The sequence below is a fragment of the Streptomyces sp. NPDC002138 genome (assembly GCF_040296485.1).
Classification (GTDB): Bacteria; Actinomycetota; Actinomycetes; order Streptomycetales; family Streptomycetaceae; genus Streptomyces.
Map to the genome: position 1 here is coordinate 98,574 of NZ_JBEOXE010000013.1, position 26,683 is coordinate 125,256.

General features: G+C 69.3%; 21 protein-coding genes and 2 pseudogenes. 7 read left to right on the forward strand and 16 right to left on the reverse strand.

Going from position 1 to position 26,683, the window contains the following annotated elements; all coding sequences use genetic code 11:
• Positions 1-7: 7 nt before the first annotated feature.
• The 7 genes and pseudogenes from ABT084_RS11565 to ABT084_RS11590 all read right to left on the reverse strand — a co-directional run.
• On the reverse strand, positions 8-391 hold the full coding sequence (locus ABT084_RS11565; protein ID WP_351041099.1) for a hypothetical protein: 384 nt from the start codon (positions 389-391) through the stop codon (positions 8-10).
• Between the two features lie 323 nt (positions 392-714).
• Positions 715-1,626 (reverse strand): hypothetical protein, encoded by a 912-nt coding sequence (locus ABT084_RS11570; RefSeq protein ID WP_351041102.1) that lies wholly within the window; start codon positions 1,624-1,626, stop codon positions 715-717.
• Positions 1,623-1,961: a hypothetical protein gene (locus tag ABT084_RS11575; protein WP_351041105.1), complete on the reverse strand. Its 339-nt coding sequence runs from the start codon at positions 1,959-1,961 to the stop codon at positions 1,623-1,625. The genes ABT084_RS11570 and ABT084_RS11575 overlap by 4 nt, the downstream gene beginning before the upstream one ends.
• The gene (locus tag ABT084_RS11580) at positions 1,958-2,473 is read right to left on the reverse strand and encodes a hypothetical protein (protein WP_351041108.1); all 516 of its coding nucleotides are present in this window, start codon (positions 2,471-2,473) and stop codon (positions 1,958-1,960) included. Before ABT084_RS11580 ends, ABT084_RS11575 begins: the two co-directional genes overlap by 4 nt.
• Before the next feature lie 71 nt (positions 2,474-2,544).
• Positions 2,545-2,928 (reverse strand): annotated as a pseudogene (locus tag ABT084_RS38015) (WXG100-like domain-containing protein); the annotation flags it as partial.
• Between the two features lie 6 nt (positions 2,929-2,934).
• Positions 2,935-3,300, reverse strand: a complete 366-nt coding sequence (locus ABT084_RS11585) for a hypothetical protein (protein WP_351041110.1) — start codon at positions 3,298-3,300, stop codon at positions 2,935-2,937.
• Between the two features lie 1,322 nt (positions 3,301-4,622).
• Positions 4,623-4,892 (reverse strand): annotated as a pseudogene (locus ABT084_RS11590) (TROVE domain-containing protein); the annotation flags it as partial.
• A gap of 162 nt (positions 4,893-5,054) precedes the next feature.
• On the opposite strand from ABT084_RS11590, the gene ABT084_RS11595 reads away from it, so the two are divergent.
• Together ABT084_RS11595 and ABT084_RS11600 are read left to right on the forward strand one after the other, a co-directional pair.
• Entirely contained in the window at positions 5,055-6,029 is a 975-nt protein-coding gene (locus tag ABT084_RS11595) for a hypothetical protein (protein WP_351041113.1), read from the forward strand.
• A 517-nt stretch (positions 6,030-6,546) separates the two neighbouring features.
• Positions 6,547-6,987: a hypothetical protein gene (locus ABT084_RS11600; RefSeq protein WP_351041116.1), complete on the forward strand. Its 441-nt coding sequence runs from the start codon at positions 6,547-6,549 to the stop codon at positions 6,985-6,987.
• Between the two features lie 508 nt (positions 6,988-7,495).
• Here the strand turns inward: ABT084_RS11600 and ABT084_RS11605 are convergent.
• A complete protein-coding gene (locus ABT084_RS11605) occupies positions 7,496-7,642 on the reverse strand; it encodes a hypothetical protein (RefSeq protein WP_351041119.1) in 147 nt (48 codons plus the stop codon).
• 111 nt (positions 7,643-7,753) lie between these two features.
• Between ABT084_RS11605 and ABT084_RS11610 the strand changes: the two genes are divergently transcribed.
• Positions 7,754-9,094, forward strand: coding sequence for an eCIS core domain-containing protein (locus ABT084_RS11610; RefSeq protein WP_351041121.1), 1,341 nt, complete (start codon positions 7,754-7,756; stop codon positions 9,092-9,094).
• A gap of 430 nt (positions 9,095-9,524) precedes the next feature.
• Positions 9,525-11,204, forward strand: coding sequence for a serine/threonine-protein kinase (locus ABT084_RS11615; protein WP_351041123.1), 1,680 nt, complete (start codon positions 9,525-9,527; stop codon positions 11,202-11,204).
• A gap of 573 nt (positions 11,205-11,777) precedes the next feature.
• Here the strand turns inward: ABT084_RS11615 and ABT084_RS11625 are convergent.
• Positions 11,778-12,461, reverse strand: a complete 684-nt coding sequence (locus ABT084_RS11625) for a Fic family protein (RefSeq protein WP_351041126.1) — start codon at positions 12,459-12,461, stop codon at positions 11,778-11,780.
• Between the two features lie 192 nt (positions 12,462-12,653).
• Here ABT084_RS11625 and fxsT point away from each other — a divergent pair, with 192 nt between their 5' ends.
• Together fxsT and ABT084_RS11635 are read left to right on the forward strand one after the other, a co-directional pair.
• The gene (gene fxsT, locus ABT084_RS11630; protein ID WP_351041128.1) at positions 12,654-15,092 is read left to right on the forward strand and encodes an FxSxx-COOH system tetratricopeptide repeat protein; all 2,439 of its coding nucleotides are present in this window, start codon (positions 12,654-12,656) and stop codon (positions 15,090-15,092) included.
• A gap of 37 nt (positions 15,093-15,129) precedes the next feature.
• Positions 15,130-16,443: a cupin domain-containing protein gene (locus tag ABT084_RS11635; protein WP_351041267.1), complete on the forward strand. Its 1,314-nt coding sequence runs from the start codon at positions 15,130-15,132 to the stop codon at positions 16,441-16,443.
• A gap of 297 nt (positions 16,444-16,740) precedes the next feature.
• Here ABT084_RS11635 and ABT084_RS11640 read toward each other — a convergent pair whose 3' ends face one another.
• The 3 genes from ABT084_RS11640 to ABT084_RS11650 all read right to left on the reverse strand — a co-directional run bounded on the left by ABT084_RS11640 (position 16,741) and on the right by ABT084_RS11650 (position 20,412).
• A complete protein-coding gene (locus ABT084_RS11640; RefSeq protein ID WP_351041131.1) occupies positions 16,741-18,468 on the reverse strand; it encodes an LPXTG cell wall anchor domain-containing protein in 1,728 nt (575 codons plus the stop codon).
• Between the two features lie 356 nt (positions 18,469-18,824).
• A complete protein-coding gene (locus ABT084_RS11645; RefSeq protein WP_351041134.1) occupies positions 18,825-19,811 on the reverse strand; it encodes an NADPH:quinone reductase in 987 nt (328 codons plus the stop codon).
• A 22-nt stretch (positions 19,812-19,833) separates the two neighbouring features.
• Positions 19,834-20,412 carry a PadR family transcriptional regulator gene (locus ABT084_RS11650; RefSeq protein WP_351041137.1) on the reverse strand — a complete coding sequence of 193 codons (579 nt, stop codon included), beginning with the start codon at positions 20,410-20,412 and terminating at the stop codon, positions 19,834-19,836.
• A gap of 154 nt (positions 20,413-20,566) precedes the next feature.
• Here ABT084_RS11650 and ABT084_RS11655 point away from each other — a divergent pair, with 154 nt between their 5' ends.
• Positions 20,567-20,959, forward strand: a complete 393-nt coding sequence (locus ABT084_RS11655; RefSeq protein ID WP_232648458.1) for an ester cyclase — start codon at positions 20,567-20,569, stop codon at positions 20,957-20,959.
• Positions 20,960-21,417: 458 nt separating this feature from the next.
• Here ABT084_RS11655 and ABT084_RS11660 read toward each other — a convergent pair whose 3' ends face one another.
• From ABT084_RS11660 to ABT084_RS11675, 4 genes are all read right to left on the reverse strand, one after another.
• Positions 21,418-22,248, reverse strand: coding sequence for a hypothetical protein (locus tag ABT084_RS11660; RefSeq protein ID WP_351041140.1), 831 nt, complete (start codon positions 22,246-22,248; stop codon positions 21,418-21,420).
• A 675-nt stretch (positions 22,249-22,923) separates the two neighbouring features.
• Positions 22,924-23,685, reverse strand: coding sequence for an enoyl-CoA hydratase/isomerase family protein (locus tag ABT084_RS11665; protein WP_351041143.1), 762 nt, complete (start codon positions 23,683-23,685; stop codon positions 22,924-22,926).
• Positions 23,686-23,715: 30 nt separating this feature from the next.
• Positions 23,716-24,963, reverse strand: a complete 1,248-nt coding sequence (locus tag ABT084_RS11670) for a cytochrome P450 (RefSeq protein ID WP_351041145.1) — start codon at positions 24,961-24,963, stop codon at positions 23,716-23,718.
• A gap of 201 nt (positions 24,964-25,164) precedes the next feature.
• Positions 25,165-25,833: a TetR family transcriptional regulator gene (locus ABT084_RS11675; RefSeq protein ID WP_351041148.1), complete on the reverse strand. Its 669-nt coding sequence runs from the start codon at positions 25,831-25,833 to the stop codon at positions 25,165-25,167.
• Between the last annotated feature and the right edge of the window lie 850 nt (positions 25,834-26,683).

Below are 26,683 nucleotides of genomic sequence, written 5' to 3' on the forward strand. Positions count from 1 at the left end.
CGCGCGATCAGGCCGGGATCCATTCCACATACGTCGCGGTGGTGCACGGACGAGCGACCCGGCCCATGGCCTCGCACCACTCGGCGAAGTTCCTGCGCTGGCTGGAGTAGTTGCGGTTGGTGTTCCTCGGCTTCGACTTGTTCTTCAGCCGCTCGGCCGTCGCCCCGGACACCTGCAGGTCCCGAAGCGTGTACGTCGGCACCTCGGCCACGGTCGGCACCGCGTCCCGGGGGTAGAGGATCGTATGCCGGTCGACCAGTGGCCGACGCGCCGCGGCCGCGGCCTCGGCGACGGCGACGGCGACGGCGGGCAAGTGGTCACCGTCGTCCACGATCTCAGCGTCGATGACCTCAGCCGTGTCACGGCCGTCGATGCCGTCGAATGCGCTCATGTCGCCACGCACCCGCTTCCCCCGCGAACGGCCACGCGCGCACGAGCCTCCGGATCGCTCATACGCCCCTCCCCCTCAGAACAGCTCCTGGGCAACCACCCTTGTACAAGGCGCTGCGGTCGTCGCCGCCGTCGTCCTGTGCGCGCTGTGGGCCCTGTTCTCCGGACGCGAGCGCGGCGGCGCGCGCCGACCGACCGCCCGGTGTTTGCTCGGCAGCGCCCGGGCCAATCTCCACACTCGTCTTCTCGACCGGAAGGAACGCTATTGGCATGATCACCTTGAGCGGCAGGCGTTTATGGGGCGACCTGCGGCGATGCTCGACGTCAGGACTGCGCCCAAGGCGCGGGGTCCGGGCGGCGTAGCCACCACCAGCCGACCGTGAGCCCCTCCGTGGACCCGCCGGTCAGTTCTTGGTGAAGGCTTCCTGACGGGTCTTCCGCTGTCGCCGCGGTGAACCGCCCGTCCAACTGCTCCAAGGCCTCGGCGAGCAGCTCAGCGACGCCACGGGGAAGGAGGGCACCGGCACCGGCGAGTTCATCGCGGGCCTCCAGCCTTTCTCGATAGAGGTCGGCCGGGTACCAGCCCGACGGCGCCCATCCGGATTCCATCTGCCCGATGAGCCGCTCCCACACGATCAGGTTGTCCCGCGCGGACCAGATGGGGCTGCCGATCTCGTCCTCGAGAGCGAGCCGCGCCAGGCCCGAGGCGGCCTGCCGCAGCCCTTCGACCGAGGCTGCGAACGCCTCGGCCACGGGGGTGTCCGGCCGCTGCTCCCTTACGATCTCGGCGAATCGCGTCACCACGGCTCGAGGGAGCTGGGGCACCGGTGCCTCGACGGCGGTGACCGTGTAGAGGGGAGGCTCGTCGTCCGAGAGTTCGAGCCGTGCACGGGTGAGGAGGCCATCCGGCGTCACGGCCCAGTAGGCGCTCGGGGGCGCTTCCTCGGCGGGGTACAGGACGGTCGTCGTCGCGGCCTTCGCGAACCGTGCCGCGAGGTCGGCCTCGCTCGGCCGGTCCGCGGCCTCCCCCTGGACGTAGATATCGAGAGACAGGGCTACGTCACCGTGAACTGATCTGTGCTCACACGCGACGGGCGCATCCCAGTTGCGGAGGTCGGGGTCGCCGTCAGGGTCGGCCACTTCCACGTCAACGGTCGCGATGCCGAGGCATCCGGCAAGTGCGGCGCCCATGGTCCGGCTGCTGATGGCGCCGACGGTAAGGAGGTTGTATGTCACTGGTACGTCCCGTTGTAAATGGCTAGAGCTTTGTCGACGATGCCCGGATTGTTGGTGAATCGGGGAGCCCTGGTCAATTGCGGTGCGGCGCTGAGGTCGCCTTTCGCCTTGGCTATCTCCTGCAGTGCCGCGTACTCGTTCCTGTCGAGTTTCACGATGCCCGGGCCGGAGTCGGGGTAGACCCGTCCCGAAGCTTCCACACCATAGGTGCGCCCGTTCACCTCGTACCGGTCGGTCTCCTTGACATATTTCGCCTTGCCACCGGCGATGTCAGCGATGTCCTGGGCGATCGATTCCTGCTGGCCTCGCAGGATGACGCTGTTGTTCGGCCTCACCTCGCCACTGGCCGACCCCGAGACGGTGTGCCGTGCGTTGGGCGGCTTGAGTTCCTTTCCCGCGGCGGCCCCTTCAGCACGCTCGGTGCCGGCCAGGGACCTCGACCGGGCCCCGAACCGCTGGCCGCCCCGGAGGGATTCCCCGTGCGAAAGAGGTACGGGTCGCTGCCCAGTCCGTCGGGGAAACCGGCAAAGGCAGTACGCGGTCCGCCCATGCCGTTCGCCAGGTTGGGGAACAGCCCGGTGAATCCCCCGCCTTCCCGAGCGAGCTGGAAAGCCTTGCCCGCGCCGCCGAACGCGCCGCCGAACGCGCCGCCGAACGCGCCGCCGGTCAGGGTTCCGTAGAACGCTGCGTCCTTCGCCTCGTCGAGGTTGATGCCAGTCTGGAGGCCCGCGGCCATCTTGAGCGGCTGGGCGACGGCGAGGTCGACGGTGACCGATTCGATGCCTGCGATCGCGGCGGTCGCGAAGACAGTGCCGGCGATGGTGGCCACCTCGGTCGTGAGGGCCACGCCGACGGTCGCGGCAAGTTCGACGATAGTGGCGGTGGCCGCAGCCTCGGCGACTTCGGTGCACCGAGAGTGAAGAACGCCAGAGCCGCTCCGGCGACGATGACCGCGCCGGCTATCTCCAACTCGTGGTCGAGCTTCTTCTTCGCGTCTGCCACCGCGTCGGCGTACTTGTCGATGCCGTCCGCGAGCGAGCGGGGACCGGCGACGAGGTCCTGGAGCCACCCCTTCTTATCGCGAGAGTAGCGGGCCCAGAAGGGATCTGCGAACGCCGAAATCGTCTCGCCCGCATTGTTGTGGATCAGCGTCTGAGCAGCGTTGTTGGAGGCTGAGGCGATGCCTTCCATGGAATCGGCGAACGTGCGCCAGGCCTTCGCGATCTCGCGCAGTTTCCCCCACGTCAGCGGCGGGCCACTCGATTCCGGTGACGTCGGTGACGACCTCCCGGACCTTGTCACCGGCGCTCACTGCCGCTGGCCCGGGGCAGCGGGCCCCCTGTGGGGTGCGGGATCGACCCTGCTGAACATGGAGGCGATCAGCGCCTCGTTCTCGATGTGCCCGTCCGCCATGTCGGTCATCGCCGTATGGATGCTCGCGAGGCCGTCCTTGATGATGCCCGCCGATTTTTCGATCTGGGCGACGATCGGACCGTACTTGTCGTGGAACTGATTGCCCGGATCGTCATCCCCCCAGGCGGCCCCCGCCTTGGCCAGCGACGTTCGAAGCGTGCTCAGGGCCGTGCCGAGCGCCACGCTCTGATCGTGAAAGGTTGGCGCTGTCGCTTTCAGATCAGCCATTTTGATGTCGAGCATCTTGCCTTCGTCGCCCACTCGTGTCCCCTCCCGTTGCACTTGCAGCCATATGAGGCCAACTACGACTGGTTGTTCAGGGCCGCAGGGAACGCAAAGAAGGCGCAAAGATCAACTTGGTCGTTTGCGAGGAGGACGGCGCGATCCCCTCGCGACCGCCCAGGCGCAACTGGACTCGATCCTCCGTCCGGCAAGCGTGGGAAGGGTGGTACCTGTACTGGCCCGGGTCCCTCGAGTGCGCAGTCGCATGGGGCCGTCAGCTGTTCGCGGTCCCGTCCGCGTTGGCGGTGGCGGGTGAGTGGGTGACTGCGTCCGCGGAGAGGTGGGGGCCATGTCCTCGAGGTCGGGGTGGGTGGCGGCGACGGTGCGCAGGATGCGGATGAGGCTCTGGGGTTCGAGGGGGCGGCCGTTGGCGGTGGTGAAGAGATGGGTGGTGTGATCGCGGCCGGTGGCGCGGTGCGGGAGGTACTCGTCGATGGCGCGGACCGCGTCGCGGTGGACGGGCTGGAGGCGGGTGGCGTCGGAGGCGGCGTTCTTCTGGGGTACGTCCCATGTTCTGGGGTACGTCCCAGGTTCTGGGGTACGTCCCAGGTGGTGCGGTGCTGTTCCTGGTGGCGGCCGGTCAGGCGCATGGCGGTGATCTGGCCGGGGCGCAGGACGTCGTCCTCGCTGTGGCGGCCCCAGAGGTAGTGGTTGAGGGCGAGGTAGGCCAGGGCGCGAGCGCGCTGGGGGCCCTCACGGCGGGTGCCGGGGTAGCGGTCGGCGGCCTGGGCGAGCCAGCGGCACTGGTCGGGGGTGAGGAGTTCACGCCCGGGCAGGCCCGCGGCGAAGTTGCCCCCGCGCTGGAACTGCAGGGACTTCGCGGTACCGGGTCGTACGAGCCCGGGGCCGCCCACGGCCGCGGGGGTCTCGGCCCAGCGGTAGAAGGACCGTACGGCTCCGCAGGCGGCGTCCCGGGAACGGGCGGCAGAGGCGTAGCCGATGGCCCACTCCTGGAGCGCGGTCGGGGTGAGCCGCCGGTACAGGCCGGGTTCGGGGCGGCCGTCGTCGCCGCAGCCGGTGATGAGCCAGTGCAGGAGGGCGGGACGGTAATGCTCCAAGGCCTGGTAGCTGAAGTGACCGGAGGCCTCGGAGTTGGGGCCGGCCAACCACTCCTCGACCAGCGCGGTGACGTCGTGTTCCATCCGGACAAGCTACCGAGGACGCATGGAGGCCGGGAGCTCGGGAGCTCAGGAGCCACCGGCTGCCGCGTATGGGTTCGCTGCCCCCTCTCCCCTGTCCCCTGTCCGCTGTCCGCTGCGCGCGCCAGCCAGTGGGCGGAAAGAGAGTGCCTGGTGGATCTCCTAGTCCTGTGATGACGTCCATGGCCATCGCGCCTCGCGGCCCGCCTCGACGAGGCCGATCATCCGGAATCCGGCGTCCGTCAGGCCGCCGAAGGTGTGCCGGTTGGGGCCGCCCGGGCCGTGGGCGGGCTGGTATCCCGCCAGGTTCCAGGTGTAGACGGGGATGTCCGGGACCGGTTCCGCCGGGCCGCGGCGCCCCAGGTGCGGGCCCGTCTGCTCGTCGGTGATGATCAGGACCCTGTCGTGGCCCCGGTAGTGGGCGCGTACCGCTCGCCCAGGCCATCGACACCACCGGCTGGTGGTCCGGCAGCGGCCCCAGCGACTCCGGTGGCGGCGGATGGTGCACCTTCACCGTCGACCACACCGCCCCCAACCCCCCGGCCGTGCGCTCCGACGACTTCCCCGCCCCCGGCCCCGACGGCGCGGAGTGGAGTGGAGTGGAGCAAGAACACCCTCGGTCCCGGCAAGGTCACCGTCACCGGCGGCGGTACCAACGCCGCCGATATCCGCGAGTACCAGTGGGCGCTCAACCACCCCGTCTACAACCAGAAGGCCGTGCCCGCGGCGGCCCAGGACGCCGTCACCCTCGACATCAATCCCGACAACAGCGGCCCGAACGTCCTCTATGTCCGGACCGTCAACCAAGCCGGGAACATCTCCACCCCCACCACCTACCTCTTCTACGTCCGCCCCAAAGCTGGCCAGGACAAGACGAACGACGCGACCGGCGACGGCTACGGCGACACGTTCGTCATCGACGGCTCAGGTGACCTGCGCATCTACGCTGGGGACAAGGACGGTGACATCGACGCCTGGATGCCCGCAGCAACCGACGCCGGCAGACCGGTCCCCAGCGGGTACTGGAAGGACGCGGCCAGCGGCAAGAGCGCCCTCATCACGCACTCCACCGACTGGTTCCCCGGTGACGGTCTCACCGACCTGATCGCCCGGATGCCCGACGGCAAGCTCTACGTCTACCCCGGCGACGGCAACGGCCGCGTCGACATCAGCCGCCGCCTCGAGATCCTGCTCCCCGCCGGATCCCCGAACACGGCCACCCTCACCCAGCTCATCGCGGGCGAGGACGTCACCGGTGACGGCATGCCCGACTTCTTCGCCCTCGGCGACAACGGCGACACCTTCTGGGCCTTCACCGGCTATACGGGCGCCAGCTTCTCCACCGTCAACGCGCAACCAGCCCCGCGCAGAGCCCGCGCGCCGTATGGGCGTGCTGGCAACGCGCACAGACCGCACGCACTGCTCGTACACATCGCGCTCCGCTGCCCATTCGCTGTCGCCCTCGCGCGCGCCCGCAAGACGACGGTGTACTGGATCCTCGGCACCGCGACGGCTGCCTCGGCCCTCTACAGCGGATACCTCACCCTCGTCTGGAACCGCTCCCCTTGAGAGTTCCTGACAAGGCGTAGGAGAGGGTCGCAGTGGCTTTGATAGGCCTCTCGGATGGCGACAACACCGCCCGGTGTCTACGAGTGGGGGCGCTGAGTGGGTGTCCTGAACCCGCCGAAGCCTGCCAAGCCTCCGGTCGCCCAGGACCGCGTTCCGGCGGACAGGTTGGCGAGTACCCACCACTGGGCGGGCTGAGTGAGAGAGCCGACTCGCATGGGCAGCGGGAACGGCGAAGGCCCCGGTCTCCTTGCGGAGGCCGGGGCCTTCATCGAGCGCTGGGCAGGCCTTGCACCTGCATCCCCCCACGGGAAGTGGGGTGCCTTTCCTTGGACCACCAACGCGAGCCCACCACCAGGAATCCCGGCCGCGAGAACAAGATCAACGATAGCGCACGAACTTCCCTGCTGTGTATCCGCGAGGGTGGCTGAGGGGGCGACGAGGAGTTGCCGGGTCCGATTCCCTTCCGCCTCCCGGGGTCAGGGCGGATCTGCTGGTCCGTCTCGGTCATCATGGACCGGTGAACCCCCGTGACCTCGCGACGCTCCTGGCGGTACGGGTGGAGGCCTCCAGCACCCGCGGCGTCCTGGTCCTGCGCAACACCTCGGGCGAGCTGGAGCAGCCGATCCGGACGGACCGCGGTGATTCCGAGGCGGGCCGGGCGATGCTCGAGCGCGCCCGTGCTCTGGTCGGGCACCGGGTGCGGGTCTACCGCCTCAACGAGCGGATGGCGTCCAACCCCAAGCTGGAGGTGCGCATCGTCGTGCACCTCGCCGGCTTCGGCCCCGACACCGATCCGGTGCACGAGCACAGCGCGAAGCAGGACGTCCTTGCGGCCGCCGAAGGCGACACCTCGGTCGCGCAGCTCGCCTGGTCGGAAGCGGGCCTCCCTGAGTCCGGCGCCGTATCGGTGACCCAACTGGCCGACGCCCTGAACCGCCTCCCGCTCGCCGACGGCTGACGACGTCGGCCCGGCGGGCAGCAGTCCGGGCGTGCCGGCGAACCCGTGCGCGAGCTCCTCGGCCCACCAGGCCGGAATGCTAGGAGCGGGCCGCCGGAGAACCGGGCCACGCGCCGGTACAGGCCGTTGGCAGAGGAGGCGCCGAGCAGCCCGGAGGTGGTGTGGGGCGCCACCGCTGTGACCGTGGACGGTGACCCAGGCACGGTGGATTGACGGGCTCGTGCTCCCGCGCGGGTGGACGGAGGTCACGGGCCACATCTGGCACTTGGGGGGGCAGTCCCGGTACTGCTTGTCCTTGTCGATGAGGCGGCGGAGAGGCTCGGTGGCTCCGGGCACGGTGGCTCCGGGCACGGTGGCTCCGGGCACGGTCTTGCCGGCCCAGGAGGGGAAGGTGCGCTCGCGAAGCTGTCGAGCGTCGGGGTGTGCCGGGCCCGCCCCTCTGCCGTGGAAGTACGCGCCGCGCTTCGAGAGCACGGCCGACAGGCAACATCCTGGCCGGCAAGGTCCGTCAGGCGGCGGTCAACGCCCTACCCAGGGCCGACCCCACGGCGCCGCCCCGCAACGGCGCGCGTGGTGTCCCGGCCCGCTCGGTGAGTTCCAGCTCGGTGAGTTTCAGCTCGGTGGTGCGGAGGAAGTCGGCGACCTTGCCGGGCACGGAGCGTGCCCGCGGTTCTGCACTCGCGGCCCTGCTCCGCCACTGCGGTGCCTGGTAAGCGTGGCCATGGGCATCCGCGTGGCGCGGGTGCCGCGGCGAAGGGAACGGCTTGTGCACGAGCGCACGAAGGACCCGCGGAACGACACGACGTCGCGTACGGCGCCGGGCCGCCGGACCGCTGCCCGGCCGTCCGCCACGGATGAGGAGTTCCGGGCGAACGCACCGATGACTCCGGAGACGGCTCTGTTCCTCCAGACCACCGTTGGCAACGCGGCGGTCGCCCGGATGATCCAGCAACGGCACGCCCACCGCCCCCCTGGCGGCGGAGGTGATGCCGCGACCGGCACGGAGGCCGAGGCCGCACCGGTGCAGCGCTCCGCCGTGCACGACGTCCTGAGCTCCCCGGGCCGGCCGCTGGCCGAACCGGTGCGCACCGAGATGGAATCGCGCCTGGGGGAGGACTTCCGTACCGTGCGCGTCCACGACGACGCCCCGGCCGCCCGGTCTGCGGCCGAGATCGGCGCCCGCGCCTACACCTCGGGCGACCACGTGGTGCTCGGCCGCGGCGGCTCGGACGACCACACCCTCGCTCACGAACTGACTCACGTGATCCAGCAGCGGCGGGGCCCGGTGGCCGGCACCGAGATCGGATCGGGACTCCGGGTGTCGAGCCCCTCCGACCGCTTCGAGCGCGAGGCCGAGGCGAACGCCACCGAGGCCTTGCGCCGCCCGCTCCCCACGCCTGTGGCCCGGCCCTACCCGGGGTCCGGCCCGGTGCCGCTCGGGGGCTCGCGGGCGGAGGACCACTCGCGGGTGCCGGTTCAGCGTGCTCCCACGGCGAGCACCGCTGCTGCACTGGTCGCGACGCAGGCCGCCTTCACGCACCTGGCGGGGGACGATCTGGAAGGCGAGTGCGGCGGCTTCGAACGCAGGCGGGCGTTGAGCGTCAACCCGCCTCAGCAGGGGGTGATCATCCAGGAGATCAACCGGGTCTTCGCCGTGGAACAGCAGGATGGGGCGACGTGGTCCGCCCTGCCGAGCACGGCCATCGACGCCTACGTCACGTCGAAGAACTCGACCGTGCACGCCACGGTCGGCCGCTATTGGGAGTTGTGGGAGGTCGACGCGCAGGGCAATGTCTCCGACGGCGCGGAGGACACCTTCGGTCTTCCCTCCATCATCCCGGGAAGGAAACGCAAGGACACCACGCGGGGGACCTACACGATTACGGGGGACGCGGTGTTCTACCCCACCACTGCGGCGCCGAACACTCTGGGCTTCACCCGGGGCGGGGCCGCGCCCGCCGGGGGCCTGTACAGCACCTTGTCCGACCCGTCGGGGGCCATCGCGGCCAGCGGACTCACCGCCACCGGCCAGCCGGTGCGCTGCCGGGTCCACGTCTCGTGGGACAGCTCCGCGAGCGACAGGTACTCGGTGGTCACCATGACCTGAGCCGAGCGGGCGCTTGGCGATCGCCCCCCGCGCCCAGTGGAGAACGCCCGCGCCGCCGACGTCGCGCTCACCGAGGCGGATCTCGCCGCGATCCGCGACTTCCTCCCGACCGGCGGATCCGGCGCCCGGTACGCCGAAGAGCACGCCCCAACCGGGTCTGACCCCAGCCCGAGCGGACCTACGAATCGACCCGGACGGACCTACGAATCGACCACCGGTCCCGCCGCATGAACATCCCGCGGGTCTCCCCACCCGGACGGGCGCCTGGGGGACGCTGTCGGAAGCCGCAACCGGGCGCCCTCCTGGTCCGGACTCCCGACGTGCGGCCCGCGTCTGCCGAGCGGCGGTCGTCGGGGTGTTCGGTGGTGGGGGTCCGAAGTACGCTGCGACCGCAGATCATGACGTGCACCATCCTCCTCACGGAGGGCTGATGGGCGATCCCGCCCACATCGCACAGGGCGGAGGGGAGCGCTTCGTGTCGGGAGCGGCGTTTGCATTTCCAGGGTTACACCCGCAGGATCCGGACACCCTCGGGGAGTTCAGGCTGGTGGCGCGGCTGGGTGAAGGCGGGATGGGCCAGGTGTTCCTCGCCCTTTCCCCGGGCGGGCAGTCGGCGGCGGTGAAGGTGATCCGCTCCGAGTTCGCCCGGGACGCCCAGTTCGCGTGGCGGTTCACGCAAGAGGTACGCACCGCACAGCGAGTGCGGGGTGCCTACCTCGCGCCGTTGCTGGACGCTGATCCGAACGCCGAGAGGCCTTGGCTGGCCACCACCTACGTTGCCGGGCCGTCCTTGCGGGACCTGGTGACCACGTACGGGCCGCTGCCGACGGGACAGGTCATGCTGCTGGCCTTCGGTATCGCGCACGCACTCAGCGACATCCACGCGGCCGACGTGGTGCACCGGGACCTGAAGCCGGGAAACATCCTGCTGGACGAGACCGGCGTGAAGGTCATCGACTTCGGCATCGTCAAATCCCTGACGCAGTCGATGACGTACAGAAGCCAGTCAACCCGGATCGGCACTCCGCTGTTCATGTCTCCCGAGCAGGCCATGGGCCGCGCCGTCGGACCGGCCTCGGACATGTTCGCCTTCGGCTCCACCTTGTTCTCCCTGGCTTCTGCCAGCGAGGCGTTCGCCGCGGAGAACGAGTGGGGCGTCGCCCATCGCATCGTCGCCGACGAACCGGACCTGTCGCACCTGGACCCGCCTCTGCGCCGCCTGGTCGCGGCGTGCCTGGACAAAGACCCCGAGGAGCGGCCGACGGCGCTGGAGGCGCGGGCCTGGTGCGAGCGAGAGCTGGGTGATGCGTTCGGCCCGGGCGCCTGGATGGACATCACCGGCGCCCGCGAGTCCATACAGCAGCGCAACGCCGCCTTGCGCGCCTTCAGTCTCCATGGCGCAGGCGCGCCCGGGACGGCAACCAGTGACCGGCCCGGCTCCGGCGGGGGCGGCGAAGCGGGCGAGGACAAGGTCTCGCGGGACGAGCACATCGCGGGTCCCCGGCCTACCGGGGTACTGACGGCTCCGCAGGTGCCGGTGCGTCCGCCAGTGCGTCCGCCGGTGCGCTCCCGTCTTGCCGCAGCGGGTGGAAGCATCGCCGCCCACCTGGCACTGGTCGTGGCTGCGGCTGGGGCCCTCGTGTGGGCGGCCTTCCTGCCGATCATGTCCGAGTACTGGACGGACAAGTCCTCCGGCCATCAAGTGGCGCACCTGAACGTCTTCTTCCACCTGCATGATCCATGGACGCCGCAGATCCCTGTCGGCGTCCCGGACGTGGCGTCGGACTGGGTGCTGGCTCCGGTCTCGATCTTCGGAACGGCCCTCGCGCTGGTCTGTTGTGCACTGCTGACGCGGACTCTGCTCGAAGACCCCGTCAAGGGCCGTGGTGGGGCTTTGATCGCGGTCTGCATGATCTGGCTGGCCGTCGTCGCGTTCTTCGCCGTGTTCCTGATCTGGATGCAGGTCGGCAATTCGGTCACGGATGACAACCCCGCCTACAACGTCCGGTCGGCGTTGATGCCCGGAGGCTGGCTGGTGCTGCTGGCCAACGGCTTGACGGCGTACGCGCTCCAGCGCATGCACGTACGCGACAAGAAACTGGCGGCCTGAGGGCCCCGCCGCGGAACCCGACGAGACGCCCACCAGGGGTGCGACCCAGAGACGCCAGAAAACTGTTCTTCGCACCGAGCCGTGACGAGGTCGAGTGGGCGCGGATACGTTGACGACGGTGGGCCGCCCGCCGACCTTGCCGCGGGCCCGGGCAGCGGCAAGGCCCTCGCGGGTGCCGGAGACGATCAGCTCGCGGATGAACTCCGCCAGGGCGGCGAAGACGTGGAAGACCAGAGCGGGCACCACCAGGGTGTCGCCCGGGTCGAGGAAGGCGTGGCACGCCTTCAGCTCGGGCCGGGCGTCATTCTTCCCCGACTTCTTGTCAGCGAAGACCGGCGGCAGCCGACCGCGTCAAGGGCGTCGAGCCGGCGGTCGTGCTTCTGTCCGCCGGTGGACACCCGTGCGTATCCGATGCGGATCTCGGTGCGGACGCCCGGCTCGGCGACCAGGAGTTCGAGCTGGGTGTCTTCACGTGGCGTCCGGCGGCCTGCGGCGTGCGGCCTGCGCGACGGTCTTCAACAAACAATGGTTTGTTGAAGATCGGCGGAAGTTGTCGGTGCTCTCGCCGACGCGTCAGTGTCGGCGGCGGTTGAGCACCCCGATGAGAGTGGCAAGATCGGCGGCACCGGCCGGATCATCCGCGTAGCGGGTGGTCTGGAGAGGGCCGACCTCAGGAAGGACGATGTCCTCCCGCACCAGGACATAGACCAAGGTCAACAGTGCGGCGCGGGCATTGCCATCGGTGAAGGGGTGGAAGAACGCCACATCGAAGTGGGCGCGGGTCGCGCGTGCCACCAGCGGGATGTCCGGGTCGGTCGTCTCGCGCAGGCTGCAATCGAAATCGGCCTGCGTGCGAGGGGTCAGACCGTAGCGCTCGCGGCCGCCCTTCGCATAGGCGTCACTCACGCGGAACGGTACCCCTGGTGCAGCGAGAACTTCGCGCTGCCAACCGGCCAGGAGCGCGAAGTTCAGCGGGCTCCGGCGTGCGGCATCCTCTCGGGCCAGGGTGTGTGCGGCGAGCAGACGCTCGGCGCGAATCGGGTCGCGCTGGCGCACCGGCCCCTCACACCAGGATCGGAACCCATCGCGGTCGGGCGAGACCCGTTGTAGAGCCGGTGCGTGTTGCCAGTCGACCTCGCGGCGTACGCCCAGCCAGGCCGAAAGGCTGTCGTAACGGGTCCTCGCCGAACCGGCCTGGGCCGAGAAGCTGTCCGACGGGGACCGGCGAGGACTGACCGCGCTGTTCTGGTCGAACATCGATCCGTACGGCACCTTCCGCGTCGTGACCACCCGCGACCTTCCATGGACGTGATCCAGGCGGGAGCATTCTGGTGACGGGGGACGGGTGACGGGGGACGGGGGTGGCAGACCGTGGGGCGCAGACGGGGTGCGTGGGCCGGGTCGGCGGCAGCGGGAGGGGCTGCGTTGGTGGCGGCTGTGCTGGGGCCGGTGACCAACTACGCCAGCGCCGCGGTGCCTGGCTGGGCGGCACAGGCATGGGTGATCTGGCCGGTGTTCGCCGTGCTGGTGGTGGTCAGCATCGGGCTGTTGCTGTGGAGCCGGAATCTGGATGCCGCAGCAGGGCCCCCTGCGCGGCTGGCACCGGTGAGCCGACTGGCCCGAGGCCCGCAGGCTTCGTTACGCCCCCCTCATGTTCAGCGCGTGCGGGGGCGTGAGGGAGAGCTCGCCGTGCTGACAGGCATGCTTCGACGGCCACAAGGCCGGTTCGCGGTGCTGTGCGCGGTCGGCGGGATGGGCAAGACAACGGTGGCCGCGCAACTGGCCACCCAGGCCGAGGCGGCGGGCTGGCGAGTGTTTTGGGTGCGCTGGCGCGACGGTGCCGAGCTGGCGCAGCAGATGGTGCAGGCGGCGCTGGCCTGTGGCCTGCCAGAGGCAGAGCTGGAGGCCGCGCGAGCGGGGCAGGCGAGCCTGCCGGATGTGGTCTGGCGGCAGTTGGGCCGGGTGCGGCGGTGGCTGCTGGTCGTGGACAACGCCGACGAGCCGCACGAGATCGGCCCGGCAGGGGAACCGGTGGCCGACTATCGCGGCTGGATCCGTCCTCATGGCCGGGGCCTGCTGGTGGTGACCAGCCGGGATGGCAGCGAGCAGACCTGGGGTCCGTGCGCACAACTGCTGCCACTGGAGCCGCTGCCGGTGCGACCTGCGGGGCAGGTCCTGCTGGACGCTGCTCCCGTGGCCGGCACCGCCGAGCAGGCCCGGGAGCTGGCGGCGCGACTGGGCGGGCTGCCCCTGGCGTTGCACGCGGCCGGCACCTATCTGGCCGGACCCACCAGCCGCTACCGCACCTTTGCCGCCTACCGCCAGGCCCTGGAACAGGAACTGCGGTTCCTGTTGGGAGCGGCGCACCCGAATGCCTCCCGTCCGCAGGTCGCCCGCGCCGTGGTGCGGCACACCTGGGAGGTGTCCTTGGACCAGCTCGCCGGGGAGGGCAACGCTTTGGCCCGACCCCTGTTGCGGCTGCTGGCCCTGCTGGCTCAGGCCCCCGTCCCACTGTCCCTGATCACGCCGGACCTGCTGTCCGTCGTCACCGGACACGACGTCACGGCGGTGGCCCTGGAGGCCGCGTTCGCCGGCCTGCACCGCTACGGTCTCCTCGGCCTGCCCCGCTCTCCCGGCGGCACCGGCCCGGCGTCGGGCAGCGGTGAGGGGGCGCAGGTGGTGCTGCATCCCCTGATCCGAGAGATCAACGCTGTCGCCCTCACGGCCGAGACCTCCGAGCTCGCCGTGTGGCACCGGGCCCTTGCCGAGCGGCTGACCACGGCCGTGCACGAGGCCAACCAGCGCGGGCGCGCTGGTTGGCCTGCAGCCGTGCTTCTCGCCCCCCACCTGCCTCTGCTGCTCGACTACGCGGACCCAGGCACCGCCACACACCACCGCACCACTCTCAACGCCCTGGCGCAGGTGCTGCAGAGGGCCGGCGCTTTCGGTGCGGCGCGCCTGCTGCATGAGCGGGTCCTCGACGTCGAGACCCGCATGCTGGGCCCCGAGCACCCCGATACCTTGACCAGTCGCAACAACCTGGGCAATGCCTTGTTCGGAATGGGAGAGCCGGCCGAGGCAATACGCCTGCTGCGGCAGACCCTGGAGGACCGCACCCGGGTCCTGGGCCCCGAGCACCCCGATACGTTGACCAGCCGCAATGACCTCGCATGCGCTGTGGACGGGACGGGTGAGCATGCCGAGGCGGTGGGTCTCCTGCGGCAGACCCTCAACGACCGCACCCGTGTCCTGGGCCCCGGGCATCCGCATACGCTGGCCAGCCGGGACAGCCTCGGTCTCGCCCTGGACGGGATGGGCGAGCACGCACAAGCAGTGCGCCTGCACCGGCAGACCCTGGAGGACCGCACCCGCGTCCTGGGCCCCGAGCACCACCTCACCCTGCTCAGCCGCCACAACCTCGCCAGTGCCCTGACCAGGGCAGGTGAGCGGACGGAAGCGATACAGCTGCTGCGACAGGCGCTCAACGACCACGCCCGCATTCTGGGCGACGAGCATCCGCATACGCTGGCCGGCCGGGACAGCCTCGGTCTCGCCCTGGACGGGATGGGCGAGCACGCACAAGCAGTGCGCCTGCACCGGCAGACCCTGGAGGACCGCACCCGCGTCCTGGGCCCCGAGCACCCGGACACCCTTGCCAGTCGCCACCACCTCGCTCTCGCTTTGACCAGTGCAGGTGAGCAGGCCGAGGCGATACAGCTGCTGCGCCGAACCCTCGATGACCGCGTCCGCACCCTGGGCGACGAGCACACGCATACGCTGGCCAGCCGCAACGCGCTGGAGACAGCGTTGGCCATGTCCACCCAACGGCCACCGAGCCGGTGGTGGCACTGGCTGCGGCGCAGGAACGCCGCAGCCAGTGGCGGTTGAGGAGGCCCTGTATCCCCGAGCCGCCGCCAAGCGTCACGTGGGCAGGGTCGGCGCTACGCGCGAGTCTCGACCGCCGACCAGAACCCCGATCACCAGATGGACGCCCTGCCGCGGGCCGCCGTCACCGCAGCCCTCCACACGCGCCTCGCACACGACCGCGGCGTCGTTCCGTACCGCCACCCGAGGGCTGTCGCTCATTGATCACCTGATTGCCGCTATCGATGCCGATCCGACGTGCCGATCATGCGGACAGAAGGCCCGTGGTTCCACGTACTGCGGGTTCCACGTACCGCCACGTCGCCGCTGGCGACCCGTCCCGCAAGGAGTTCCAGGTGGGGGAGAGCAGAGGGCTCGACGACAACGAGATCACCACTGCCTGGACGCAAACCACCAGGCTGTCCTTCCTATCGGCCCGGATCCCCTCTCGAAGAAGCAGAACTCGGACCAGGCCCACCCGGGGCACATCCTCGAACTCTTCGATGCGGGAGCAACCATCGTCCTGCAGACGCTGCAGGACTACTGGCCGCCGCTGACCCGCTTCTGCCGCAGCCTCGAGTTCGCACTGACGCATCCCGTCCAGGCGAACGCGTACATCACACCCCGTTCCGCTCAGGGACTCGCGGTGCACACGGACGATCACGACGTGTTCGTGCTCCAGACCTTCGGCCGTAAGAACTGGAAGGTGTACGGGCAGCCGAGTTCGTCCGACGAGGGCGGTGATCCGGGCGAGCCGCTGATCGACGTCGAACTGAAGCCCGGTGACATGCTGTACATCCCGCGCGGCTTCGCCCACTCGGCCCGCACCGCGGACGTCCCTTCGGCGCACATCACGATCGGTATCCGCGCGTACCAGTGGCGGATCGTCTTCGAAAAGGCGCTCACAGAAATCCTTGACACGCTCAGGGAGCCCTTGCCCGTCGGTTTCGCGGACGACCCGGCCGAGCTCGCGGCTCAGGCGGTCCAGCAACTCGGCGACCTCAAGCGCCGGCTCGACAGCATCGACCTCGACTCGCTGTCGGCCGCGGTGACGCGGCATTTCTGGGCCCGACGCTCCCCGGTCCTGACGGGCCAGCTGCAGCAGCTGATCGACCTCGACGACATCAGCGACGGCTCGACGCTGCGCCGACGTCCCCAATCGGTCTGCAACCTCCGACTTGAGGAGGACCGGCTTCGAGCGCTCCTCGGCGACCGGGAACTCACGATGCCGGCTCGCCTGGAACCAGCACTGCGACGGGTCCTTGACGGCGAGCCGTTCCAAGTGTCCGATCTCGCCGAGTATCTCGACGGACCGGGCCGGCTGGTATTCGCCCAACGCCTTGTCCGGGAAGGCCTTCTGGAGAACGCCAGCTGAACCAACCCGGCAGGCACATCCCGGGCCTCCGAAGTCGCGGGCCCAACCCTGCCACCGGCAAGGATCGCCACGTCCGCCGGTCTCGGGACGCTCGCCACGAACGGGTGAACAGCCATCGCGGCCCGTGGGGGCCCCACGGGTCGGGACCGGTGCCGAGGTACGCCAGGTCCAGGTCAACGACCCGGGCCTTGTTGTTTCCTGACCGCCGACGCCGACGCCGACGCGGAGGCCGACGGCCCGGCGCGCACGCCACGGTTGGGTGGCGTTGCTGCCGGGCCGTCAGTCACTCACGCGGTCTCACTTCCGGTGCGAAGCCCTGCGGCGACGTCCGCGAAGCACCAGCACGCCGCCGGCAGCAATGACCAGTAGGCCACCGATGGTGCTGTACGTGACAGCGCTGTTCGCCCCGGTGGAAGCCAGGGGGCCGGACGTGCTGCTCGGGCTCGGGCTCGGTCTCGGGTGGCCGACGGGTACGCCCTTCTCCGCCTGCGCCCGGGTGCCGGTCGTGCCGGAGGCGGGGACGACCGGCGTGGCGGCGGTCGGTGTGGGGGCGGGTGTCGGCTTGTCCGCGCCGGCGGTCCCCGGCGCGGGCTTCAGCTGAAGGGTCGTGATCGAGTACGGCGGCAGCGTCTGTGCGGCCGCCGTGCCCCGCTCCGCCGTCGTCAGGGCGGTATCTGCCTGGGCATACGAAACGGTCGTGACCGCCCCTGCGACCGGGGTGAATCCGGCGTACGAGAGCGACACCTGCGCCGCGTTCTGCGGGCTCTTGTTGGTCAGCATGACGTTCAGACCGCCGTTGCTGCTGCGCACCGCGTGCACACTGACCGACGGGTTACCCGAGGACGCCTTGACCATGGTGTCGCCGGGCTGCGCCAGTGCGGTCAGCGAGCGGATGCCCCAGTAGGTGGGGAAGGGCGTCTCGCGCGGCGGTTGGCACCTCCCCCCGGCGCAGGTTCCAGCGGAGAGAATGCCCCCGTCCTGGTAGTCGGTCTCGCCGTGGACGGTGGTGGGTGCTTCGCCCGAGCCGTTGTGCAGGTTCCACCAGTCCACGTGGGTGGCACCCTGCTCGAACCAGGTCATGTAGGTGTCCGGCGCGAACAGGGCCGCGGCCTGGCTGGTCAAGGCGGGCGAGCCGACGCCGTCGGTCTCGGTGACCGCGATCTCCACCGAAGCGGCGCGCGTGCCCGCGTACTTGGCGATCAGCGAGCGCAGCTCGGACGTGACACCGGCGATCCGGGAGGGGGTGTTCAGCAGGTCGGCCGTAGTGGTGCCGCCCGGATACCAGTGGACGATGACGAAGTCGATCGAGCTTCCCGCGATGGAGAGCACCGTGTTGTTCCAGTCGGCGCCGTCACCGGGCGCCTTCTCCTTGTCCGGCCAGCCGCCGGGGGTGGTGAGCACCGCTCCGATCTTCACCTTCGGGTCCACGGCCTTCATCGCCTTCGCGTAGGCGATCAGGTTCTTCGCGTACGCCGTCGGGCTCTTGTCGGCGCGGTTGTCGAGTTCCCAGCCCTTGCCGTTGCCGTAGTGCCCGTTGCCGTAGACCTCGTTGCCGATCTCCCAGTACTTCACGCCGTAGCCCTTGTCGACGTTGGCGTACTTGACCCAGCCGGCGGCCTCCTGAGGGGTGCCGGAACCGTAGTTCGCGGTCAGGATCGGCTGGGCGCCGACCGCCTTCGCGGTGGCCATGAAGTGGTCGAAGTCGGTGTTGGAGGGGATCCAGCCGCTGCCGTCGCCGGAGGTATGGGTCTTCCAGTGGTAGTCGTCCGCGCCGGAGCCGCCGGGATAGCGCAGCTGCCGAACCCCCGCGGCCTTCATCAGCGATGTCACCTGGGCGTCCCCCATGTGCTCGTCGCCGAAGCCCGTGTTGAGGCCGACGCCACTGCTGGGCACCGTGCCCAAGGAGGTGCCGGCATCCACACTGATGCCGACGGTCGCCGCGGCGCCCGCGCTGGGCGCCAGGGCGCCGACACCGGCCGAGGCGGCGAGCACCGCCACCGCCCCCACGACAGAGCGCCGGAACATCCGGCTACGGCGGGGCGTGCGCCCCCGAGGCATCGGCTGCTCGGCGGATCTCGGGTCGTCTGGTGACACGTGGGGCTCCGATCGGGTGTTGACACAGAGGGCGTAGCACCGCTGACCACGGCTCGCCCTCGTCGGTACACCCCTCAGTGGCCACTCAGAGCGGAAAGGTTGCCGTCTCAACAAATTTTTTCGCCGAGACGCGGTCGCACCGTCTCACCGGACCGACGCGAGGGCAATCCGACCCCGCTGGGGGCCGCGTTCGCCGGGTACGGGCTGCTCGCCAAGACCCTGCACCTGCCGGCGCGTCAGGGGCCGACAGACGGCAGCGGCCGCCGCTACGGCGGCTTTCCGGGGCCTTATCGGGGGATGTCGATCAGAACGCGGCCGCGGCCGCGGCCGCCAGCGTCGACGCGGTCGTGGGCCTTGGCGATGTCGGCGAGCGGGTAGCGGCCGCCGACATCGACGGTCAGCGCGCCGACGGCGGCCGCGGAGGTCAGATCACGGACGGCCTGGAGTTTGGCGTCGGCGGGGAAGTCGTCGCTGCCGATCAGGCGCAGGGTCACGTTGTTGAACAGCAGAGTCCAGAAGGGGATTTCGGTGCGGTCGGCGCGGGTGGCGTAGGCGGCGATGGTCGCGCCGTTGGCGGCGACGGCGTTGTCGAGGTCGGCGTTGTCCGACAGGGATACCTCGATAATCCGGTCCACACCGGCGGCGGCGTGGGCGAGGATCTCGGCGGCCGGGTCGGCGGCGTCGAGGGCGACGGCGTGGGAGATGACCGCCGGATCGGCCCGGGCCAGGTCGGCTGTGCGGCGGACGGTGCCGATGACGGTGGCCCCGCCCCAGGCGGCGAGCTGGGCTGCCAGCGAGCCGACCCCGCCCAGGGCCCCGTTGACCAGGACGACCTTGCCATCGACGGGGCCGTCGGCGAACACGCTGCGGTGCGCGGTGATGCCGGGGATGCCCAGGCTCGCGCCGAGATCGTCGGAGAGGTGGTCGGGCAGCGGGACGGCGAGGCCGGCAGGCACGACGGTGTACTGGGCTGCGGTACCGAAGGCCCGGTAGGACTGGGCGCCGTACACCCACACGCGCTGCCCGCTGCGGCGCGCGTCCACGCCGTCGCCGACCGCGTCGATCACGCCGGCGGCGTCGCTGTGCGGGATCACCCGCGGGTAGGGCATGCCGGAGCCGGTCCAGCCCGTGCGCTTCTTGGTGTCGCCGGGGTTCACCCCCGAGACGGTGACGCGGACGCGGACCTCTCCGGGGCCGGGGGTGGGGTCGGGCAGTTCACCGACCCGCAGTACCTCGGTGGCCGGGCCTTGTGCGTCGTACCAGGAAGCAAGCACGGGGGGCGCCTTTCGTTGTCTGTCAGCTCGCCGATGCGTCGAGCGGGGAGGAGACGTGTGGGTCGCGCGTGGGGCCGGGCTCGGGGGTGTCCTGGCCGAGGGACTCGCGGATCCAGGTTCGTTCGGCCTGGCTGGTGGCGCGGGCGGTGAGCAGCATGCCGCGCCGGTAGGGGTCTGCGACCTCCTCGGCGCGCAGCGGCGTCTCTCCGTCGTAGAAGAAGCTCGCCGATTCCTCCAGGAAGGCGAGCCGACGCCTGAGCACCGCGTGCTGGTCGGCCACGTCCGGGAGCAGGGAGAGGAAGGCCAGGATCGTGAACCAGCGGGGGAAGTCGGTGAGTTCGTGCTCGGCCGGCTCGCGCAGCCGCCGGAGCATGTCCTCGCGGCCCGTGTCGGTCAGGTTCAGCACATACCGGCCGCCTCCGGCTTCCGGCGCGGGCCGCCGCTCGATCAGTCCGGCCTTGGTCAGGCGGGTGATCGCCGGGTAGAGGGTGCCGTCGCTGACCGGTCGGCTGTATCCGGTGAGGTGGGTGATGCGGCGGCGCAGCTCGTGTCCGGGAAGGGGGCCTGCGGCCAGGAAGCCGAGTATGGAGAGTTCCAGCATTCCTCCAGCATGACACATCGAAACGAGGTCAACATCGAATCGAGGGACACATCGATTCGATGTTACTGTCGTCAGGGTCCTGCCGTTCGCTTCGAACACCACCAGGCAGGCAGAGAGGCAGAGGGAAATGTCACCGGAATCCGTTGAATCAGTAATGAAGCGCTTCGTCGAGTTCATCAACACAGCCGACGAGGACCTTGCCCGGGAGGTCATCGCCCCGGACGCGGTGTTCCACGCACCCAGTCACGCTGAACCGCTGCGGGGCCCCGAGGGCTACCTGGAGATCATCGCGATGATGCGCAGCGCATTCCCCGACGTCCGGTGGACGCTGGAGGAGAGCATCACCGAAGGCAGCACGGTGGCCGCACGGTTCACCATGCGCGGCACTCACGAAGGCGAGTTCTTCGGCATCCCTGCCACCGGCAACAAGATCGCGGTCCAGGCCATGAACTTCTACTACCTGGCCGATGGACGCATCGTCAAAGAGCGGGGTCAGCCCGATCTCCTCGGGCTCATGCAGCAGATCGGCGCCGTACCGGCGCCGTGAGGCAGACAGTCGCCTCCTCCTCCCGCGCAACCGCCCAGGTCCGCGCTACCGCCCTCCCGCACGGCACATCATGGAATCCCTCGCACCCGCACCGCCCGCTCAGGCGATAGCCCTCCTGCCCCGGTCCTCCATTCTGGTGGCGGCCCTGCCTACCTGATGCGCCCGCTCGGCGCGATGGCCTTCGGCCACATCGGGGACCGGCTCGGGGCGAGTGCACCGGCGTCACCGCCTACCTGGTCGAAGGCGCGGCACCCCACCGGCGCGGCCTGGTCGCCTCGCCGGCCTCCGCCGCCAGCGAGATCGGCGCGCTGCTCGCCGCCGGGCAGCTGAAGCCCCTGGCCACCGGGCCGGACCTGCCAGCCCCCGAGCTCCGCCGGGCTTCGCCACCACGCAGGCGATGCCATCCGCCCGCTCATGGGGCGTGGTGTCCGGGCCCGGTCAGGACCGGTCCGACCGAGTCAGCTGGAGTCCGTCGCGTCGTCCTCGGCCGGGCCGGGGGCTACCGTGCCGTCGGCGGCCCGGGCCGCGGCTCGTTCCGCGCGGAGCTCTTCGGCGACCTCGTAGGCCCGGGCCGGGTCGTAGACGGTGGCCGAAGTGCCAGGGCTGTACATCGCGGATGCCCGGGGCGTGTACCCGTAGCCTTCGACGCCGCGCCGGGCGGCTATGCGGTCGACCTCGCCAACGGGTACCTGCCACACCTCGGCGGTGTGGGACGGGGTCCACCACTCGTCCGGACGCACGAAGTCCCGCTTGACCTCCGTCTGACGCTCCACCGCCACCTGGGCCGGGCCGAGTTGCTCGGTCAACCAGGCGGTCAGCGCCTGCGCGTCGACCCGTGCGAGCGGTGCGGTCGTCGCCGGTTCGCACTCCACCCTCTCACCGCGGGTGTGCAACACCACCTTGATCGACTTTCGCTGCCCCAGACTGAGCCGCTCGACGACGACGACTCGCTGCAGATCAGTCATCGCCATCGTCGACGAACGGAGAAAGCGGGCGATCACGACCTGGGCCGGAGTTCCCAGGGGGCGGAGCTCGACCCACCGCACCGTCACGGAGACCGTCACGAACACCATGGCCACGGCGAGCAGAATCACCGCAACGGCCGTGAGTGCCAGGAGGACCCAGAAAGCGCCCCAGGCGAGTGAGCTCCCCGAGATCACGGCGGCCACGAGGAAGCCCAGCAGAAGTGGGGCTGCGACCACCGGCGGGACCATGAGGCTCGAGCCGAGCGCGACGGCCAGCTCGCGGGCCCGGCTGGGCACGAACAGCAGCCGCCATCCGTCTGTCACGGGTGCCACCACTCCCGCCAGCGGGCCGGGATGCCGAGTTTCCATGAACCAAAGGTAGGACCCTGCAAGGGAGTTGGTAAGGGCACGGCGAGCCGTACCTTCTCGGGGACTCGATGACCGCGTCGGCATGGGGGCAGCGGAGGCCGCCCTCATGTCCGGCGAATCCTCAGGAGCGACTCAGTTCGAGACGTCGTTCGGGAGCCGTGAAGAAGGGACAAGCTGAGCGGACTCCGCTTCATCCCAAACCCAGCGGCCATCCGAAGCGACGTACAGGGCCGCGCCAGCTTGAGGAATCAGCCGATTTGTTCTGCTCTGCTCGTCTCTTACCAGCCTCAGACCCCAGACCGACGGCATGCGTGCGGCGTGTCCGCCGTCCCCTCCATGCGCGCCAGGAGGCCGCAGCACTCGCAGCAGACGGGCGGGAGCGGTCCGGGGCAGTCGCGAGGGCCGACCAGAGTGCCGCGTGGTCAACAACGAGCGCGCCAGCAGGCCCTTCACGTGTGCTCCCGAGCGGGACCTGGCGACTCGTGAGCCGCCGGAGGACGCCCGGCAGTCGGCACCACTGGGGGCCGGACCACGCTTGCCTGGAACAGAGCCATCGTGGTTGGTACCTGTAGCGATACCGATACCGATACCGATCGCGGACAGCCCTCCTCGTTTCCCACCTGCCGGCAGTTACCGCCGCTGCAACGCCCGCCGTGCGATCGCAGCCGTCAGCAACTCTTCGTCGAAGTACGAGGCGACCGCGAGCTGAGTTGCGCCTGCGCGCGCGTTCAGCATGCTCTTGGTGATCTGTATGGTCGTCAGGTCACGACGGCTGATCGGGTTGGCCCAGCGCGCGACCCACGTGTCGAGGTCGTCTGCTGGCACCACCTCATGCAGGATGGACAGTTGCTCCGCCCTGGAGGCGTCGAACGGCTCGGCGGTGAGCAGGAGCCGGCGAACCCAGGCCTGTCCCGCCTCTTCCGCGAGACGGGGCAGGACACCGCCCCACGCGGGCGGGACGCCGAGGCCGACCTCCGGCATCCGGAATCGGCAGGTGTCTGCTCCGACGCGCAGATCGCAGAAGACCGCGAGGCCGAGGCCCGCGCCTATGACATCGCCGTGGAGACGGGCGATGGTCACCAGTTTCAATTGCGAGAGCGTCGCGCACACCCGCTGGGCCTTGTCGGCGAGGGACCTGAGCGCGGAGCCCGATGAGTCGTTCTCCAGCAGTGCAGGGAACTCCGTGCGGTCACCTCCCTGGCAGAAATGATCTCCCGCGCCGGACAGCACCATCACGCGGACCGTCTTGTCGTCCTCCAGGGCGCGCAGGACCACCAGCAGTTCGCTGAGCATCTGGCCGTCGATGGCGTTGCCTGTCTCGGGCCGGTTGAGCTGGACCCTGAGGATGGGGCCCTCGTCGGTCACCTTGAGGGCCTTGAAGTCCATGAGCATGGGGACGTCTTCCGTTTCTTGCGTGGGTGGTCAGGTGAGGGTGAGGTGCATGGAGGTGATCCGCCGGAAGGCCACCCGGGGCGCCCACTGCGGGGGCTCGCTCAGGCGCGGGCGTATGGAGCGACCGAGGAGGCGGGTGATCAGGGTGACCGCTTCCAGCCGGGCCAAGGCGTTGCCTGCGCAGTAATGGATTCCTGCTCCGAAGGCCAGGTGGCACGCTCTGCGACTGGGGCTGAAGCGATGGGGCTCGGGGTAGCGGGCGGGGTCGTGATGTGCGGCCCCCACCATGAGCTGCACCATCTGACCGGCCGGCACGAGGGCTTCTCCGAGCTGGGTATCCGTCGAGGCCACACGGCTGATCATGTGGATGGGGGCGTCGTAGCGCAGTACTTCGTCGATGGCGTCCGGGATGAGTTCGGGGTCGCGGCGCAGTGATTCCAGATGCTCGGGGTTTTCGAGGAGCAGGCGCACCGCCGTGGACAGGACGTGCGAGGTCGTCTCCAGGGCCGCGAGAATCATGAAGAGCGCGAGAGCGTGAACGGCTTTATCTGCGCGGTGCCTGTCAGGTTCGAGCGCGTCCCAGGTCCGAAGCCACGCTGAAACCGGGTCGCTCCCAGGTCTCTTTCGGCGCTCACGTATCAACTCGCCGAAGTAGGTCCGCAGTTGCATCGTGGCGCTATCGGAGAGGGCCAGCTGGCTCGGCGTGGGGAACAGCTCCTGCGCGAAAACCTGATCATGCGTGAGGGTACGCAGTAGCCCGTAGTCGGTGGCGGGTATCCCCATCCACTCGCCGATGGTGATGACGGGCAGTTCTTCGCTGACGAGTGTGTGGAAATCCGCCGGCCCGTGGCGCAGTTCTTCCGTGAAATTGGTGAGCAGCCGGTCGACGGCTCGCTCTACGGACGGACCGAGGAGTGCGAGCGAGCTGTGGGGGAAGAGGCTCCCCAGAGACCGGCGTTCCCTCGTGTGCTGGGGTGGGTTGAGCATCGGCAGGGATGCGGCCATCTGCTGGGAGGCGGGCGAATTCCATCGGTCCGAGTGCCTTCTCCGCCAATCGCTGTCGGGAACGCTCCAGGCCTTGTCTCGAAGGATCTGGTCGCAGAGAGCATAGGACGTGACAATATATCCGCCCCACGGCGCCGGGATGATCTCCCCCATTTTCGCGAGTTGTCGATAGGCGGGCAATGGATCCGATTGCCCTGCCTCTGATCGCAGCCGGGAAAAAACAGCCGTCAACGCCCGCCGGTCGACGCCGACAGCAGCCATGGAAAGGTTCAAGGCAACTCTTTCTTGCAAGATCAAACAGTGGTGGTCAGCGCTGCCTACCCTCACCATTGAACGTTCACGCAAAAAAGAGAGCTTCCCCACACCGGTCTGCGGCGCGCCGCGCCCGTGGGAGCCGGAGCATTGCCGCTTTTGGGAACGGACAGCACAAAACGCCTTGGGCTCACGCGTACGTCAGGGACAGGTCGCAGGCTCTCAGGGTCGCTGGTCGAGGAAGAGCTGATAGAGATCCCGGCCTCGAGTGGGAGAGCAGTCGATTTGCCTGAGAATCCGCGGATGCGCGATCACGATCATGAGATTCTCGTACATCGTCGCAACCCGTTCCTCGAGGCCATTGAGGTGCCCGTAAATGGAGTGCCCTGTCATGACGAGGCCTGACCAAGTACCGGCGATCTGGTGCGCCTGGTCGGCCGTGTTCACGTCGAAGCCGACCTCCCCTCGCTGTTTGGCTTCGTTCAGCTGGGTGGTGTTGAACTTGATCCAATCGGGCCAGGGAGTTCCGTACACATCCCGCGCCTCATGGGTCAGCGACAGGCGCAGTGCGGCCATTATTTTTGGGTCCCGGGAGATCTTGTGGCTCAGGATCAAACCGGTGTCCACCACCTCTTGCAGCTTGATTTCCTGCGGGACAAGGCCGTCGACTTGAAGGGTTGATTCGAGGATGGCTACCGCGAGGTCCTTCTTCGACCGGAAGTGAAAGTAGAAGGCACCCTTGGTCACGCCTGCAACTCGGATGATCTCGTTGACCGACGCTCCCTCGTATCCATTTCTTTCGAATACCTGGCCGGCGGCATCGAGAATCTTTCCGTATGTCCATTTGGCGCGGTCCGACTGCCGTCTGGACTGCTCGTGCGCCTCGGGCACTTGTTTCAACCCTTCTCTCGTCCCCTGGGGGGCTGATCAGTCTCCGATGACTTCCCACCCACGTGAGACTCCCCCGCACCCGTCAGGGCGAGGCTCTGCCCTGATGAGCTCACTCGTGATCTTCAAGCCGACAGCGAGACTCTCACAACCGGAGCAGACCGCGTAAGCCTCGATCAGCTCACCGATGACGGCCTGTGTCTTGTTTGCCGGAATTGCACCACTTACGGCTCATCGAGATTTCCTCATGCTGCTTCAGCACCCGGCGGTGGGCGTTTCGTCGAGTCAAGGCCACGGTGGCACCCCGGGCGGCGGCTTCCGGGCGCCCACGGACGGCGAGGGGGCGCCGGCCAAAAGGGTTCCCCCGAGAGGGCAGGCGGCTCGCCCAAGTCGAGGCCAGGCGCGGTCGCGTGCTCCCGCGGTCCGCCCCGTCAGGTCACACAAGGAGCAACTGACCCCCATCGCGCATCCGTGGTCGATTCCGCTTGACGCATGCGCAACCAGGGTCCCAGAATTAGCGCCATCCGAACAGACCGACTGGTCCGCTGTAGGTCAGAAAGATTTCTGAGCAAAAGGGACATCACTCTGATAAGTGATCGAGTCTTCTCGGTGACGTCGAGTCTCCAAGCGGGCACTTGAGCCAGGTCAAGGTGGGTGAGGAGTGGGATTCAGCCTCTCCCGCAAGCCCTGGGTAGGGTGTTCTCGTCAACTGGAGTCAGATGACGAGAACAGACCAGGTAGTCTCCCACCGGACCAGGTGGTCTGTCGGGAGTCCCGTGTCTGCTTGCGACACGGATCGGCGACTGCTGCTGAGCAACGGGGGTACCCAGCAGCAGTCGCCCACGGGCCGAGG

Coding starts and splice junctions, on each gene's coding strand:
- ABT084_RS11665 (WP_351041143.1), bottom strand. CDS start 23,685: ATGCTCATGGACTTCAAGGCCCTCAAGGTGACCGACGAGGGCCCCATC.
- ABT084_RS11625 (WP_351041126.1), bottom strand. CDS start 12,461: ATGTTCGACCAGAACAGCGCGGTCAGTCCTCGCCGGTCCCCGTCGGAC.
- ABT084_RS11640 (WP_351041131.1), bottom strand. CDS start 18,468: ATGTTCCGGCGCTCTGTCGTGGGGGCGGTGGCGGTGCTCGCCGCCTCG.
- ABT084_RS11655 (WP_232648458.1), top strand. CDS start 20,567: ATGAAGCGCTTCGTCGAGTTCATCAACACAGCCGACGAGGACCTTGCC.
- ABT084_RS11565 (WP_351041099.1), bottom strand. CDS start 391: ATGAGCGCATTCGACGGCATCGACGGCCGTGACACGGCTGAGGTCATC.
- ABT084_RS11615 (WP_351041123.1), top strand. CDS start 9,525: ATGGGCGATCCCGCCCACATCGCACAGGGCGGAGGGGAGCGCTTCGTG.
- ABT084_RS11650 (WP_351041137.1), bottom strand. CDS start 20,412: ATGCTGGAACTCTCCATACTCGGCTTCCTGGCCGCAGGCCCCCTTCCC.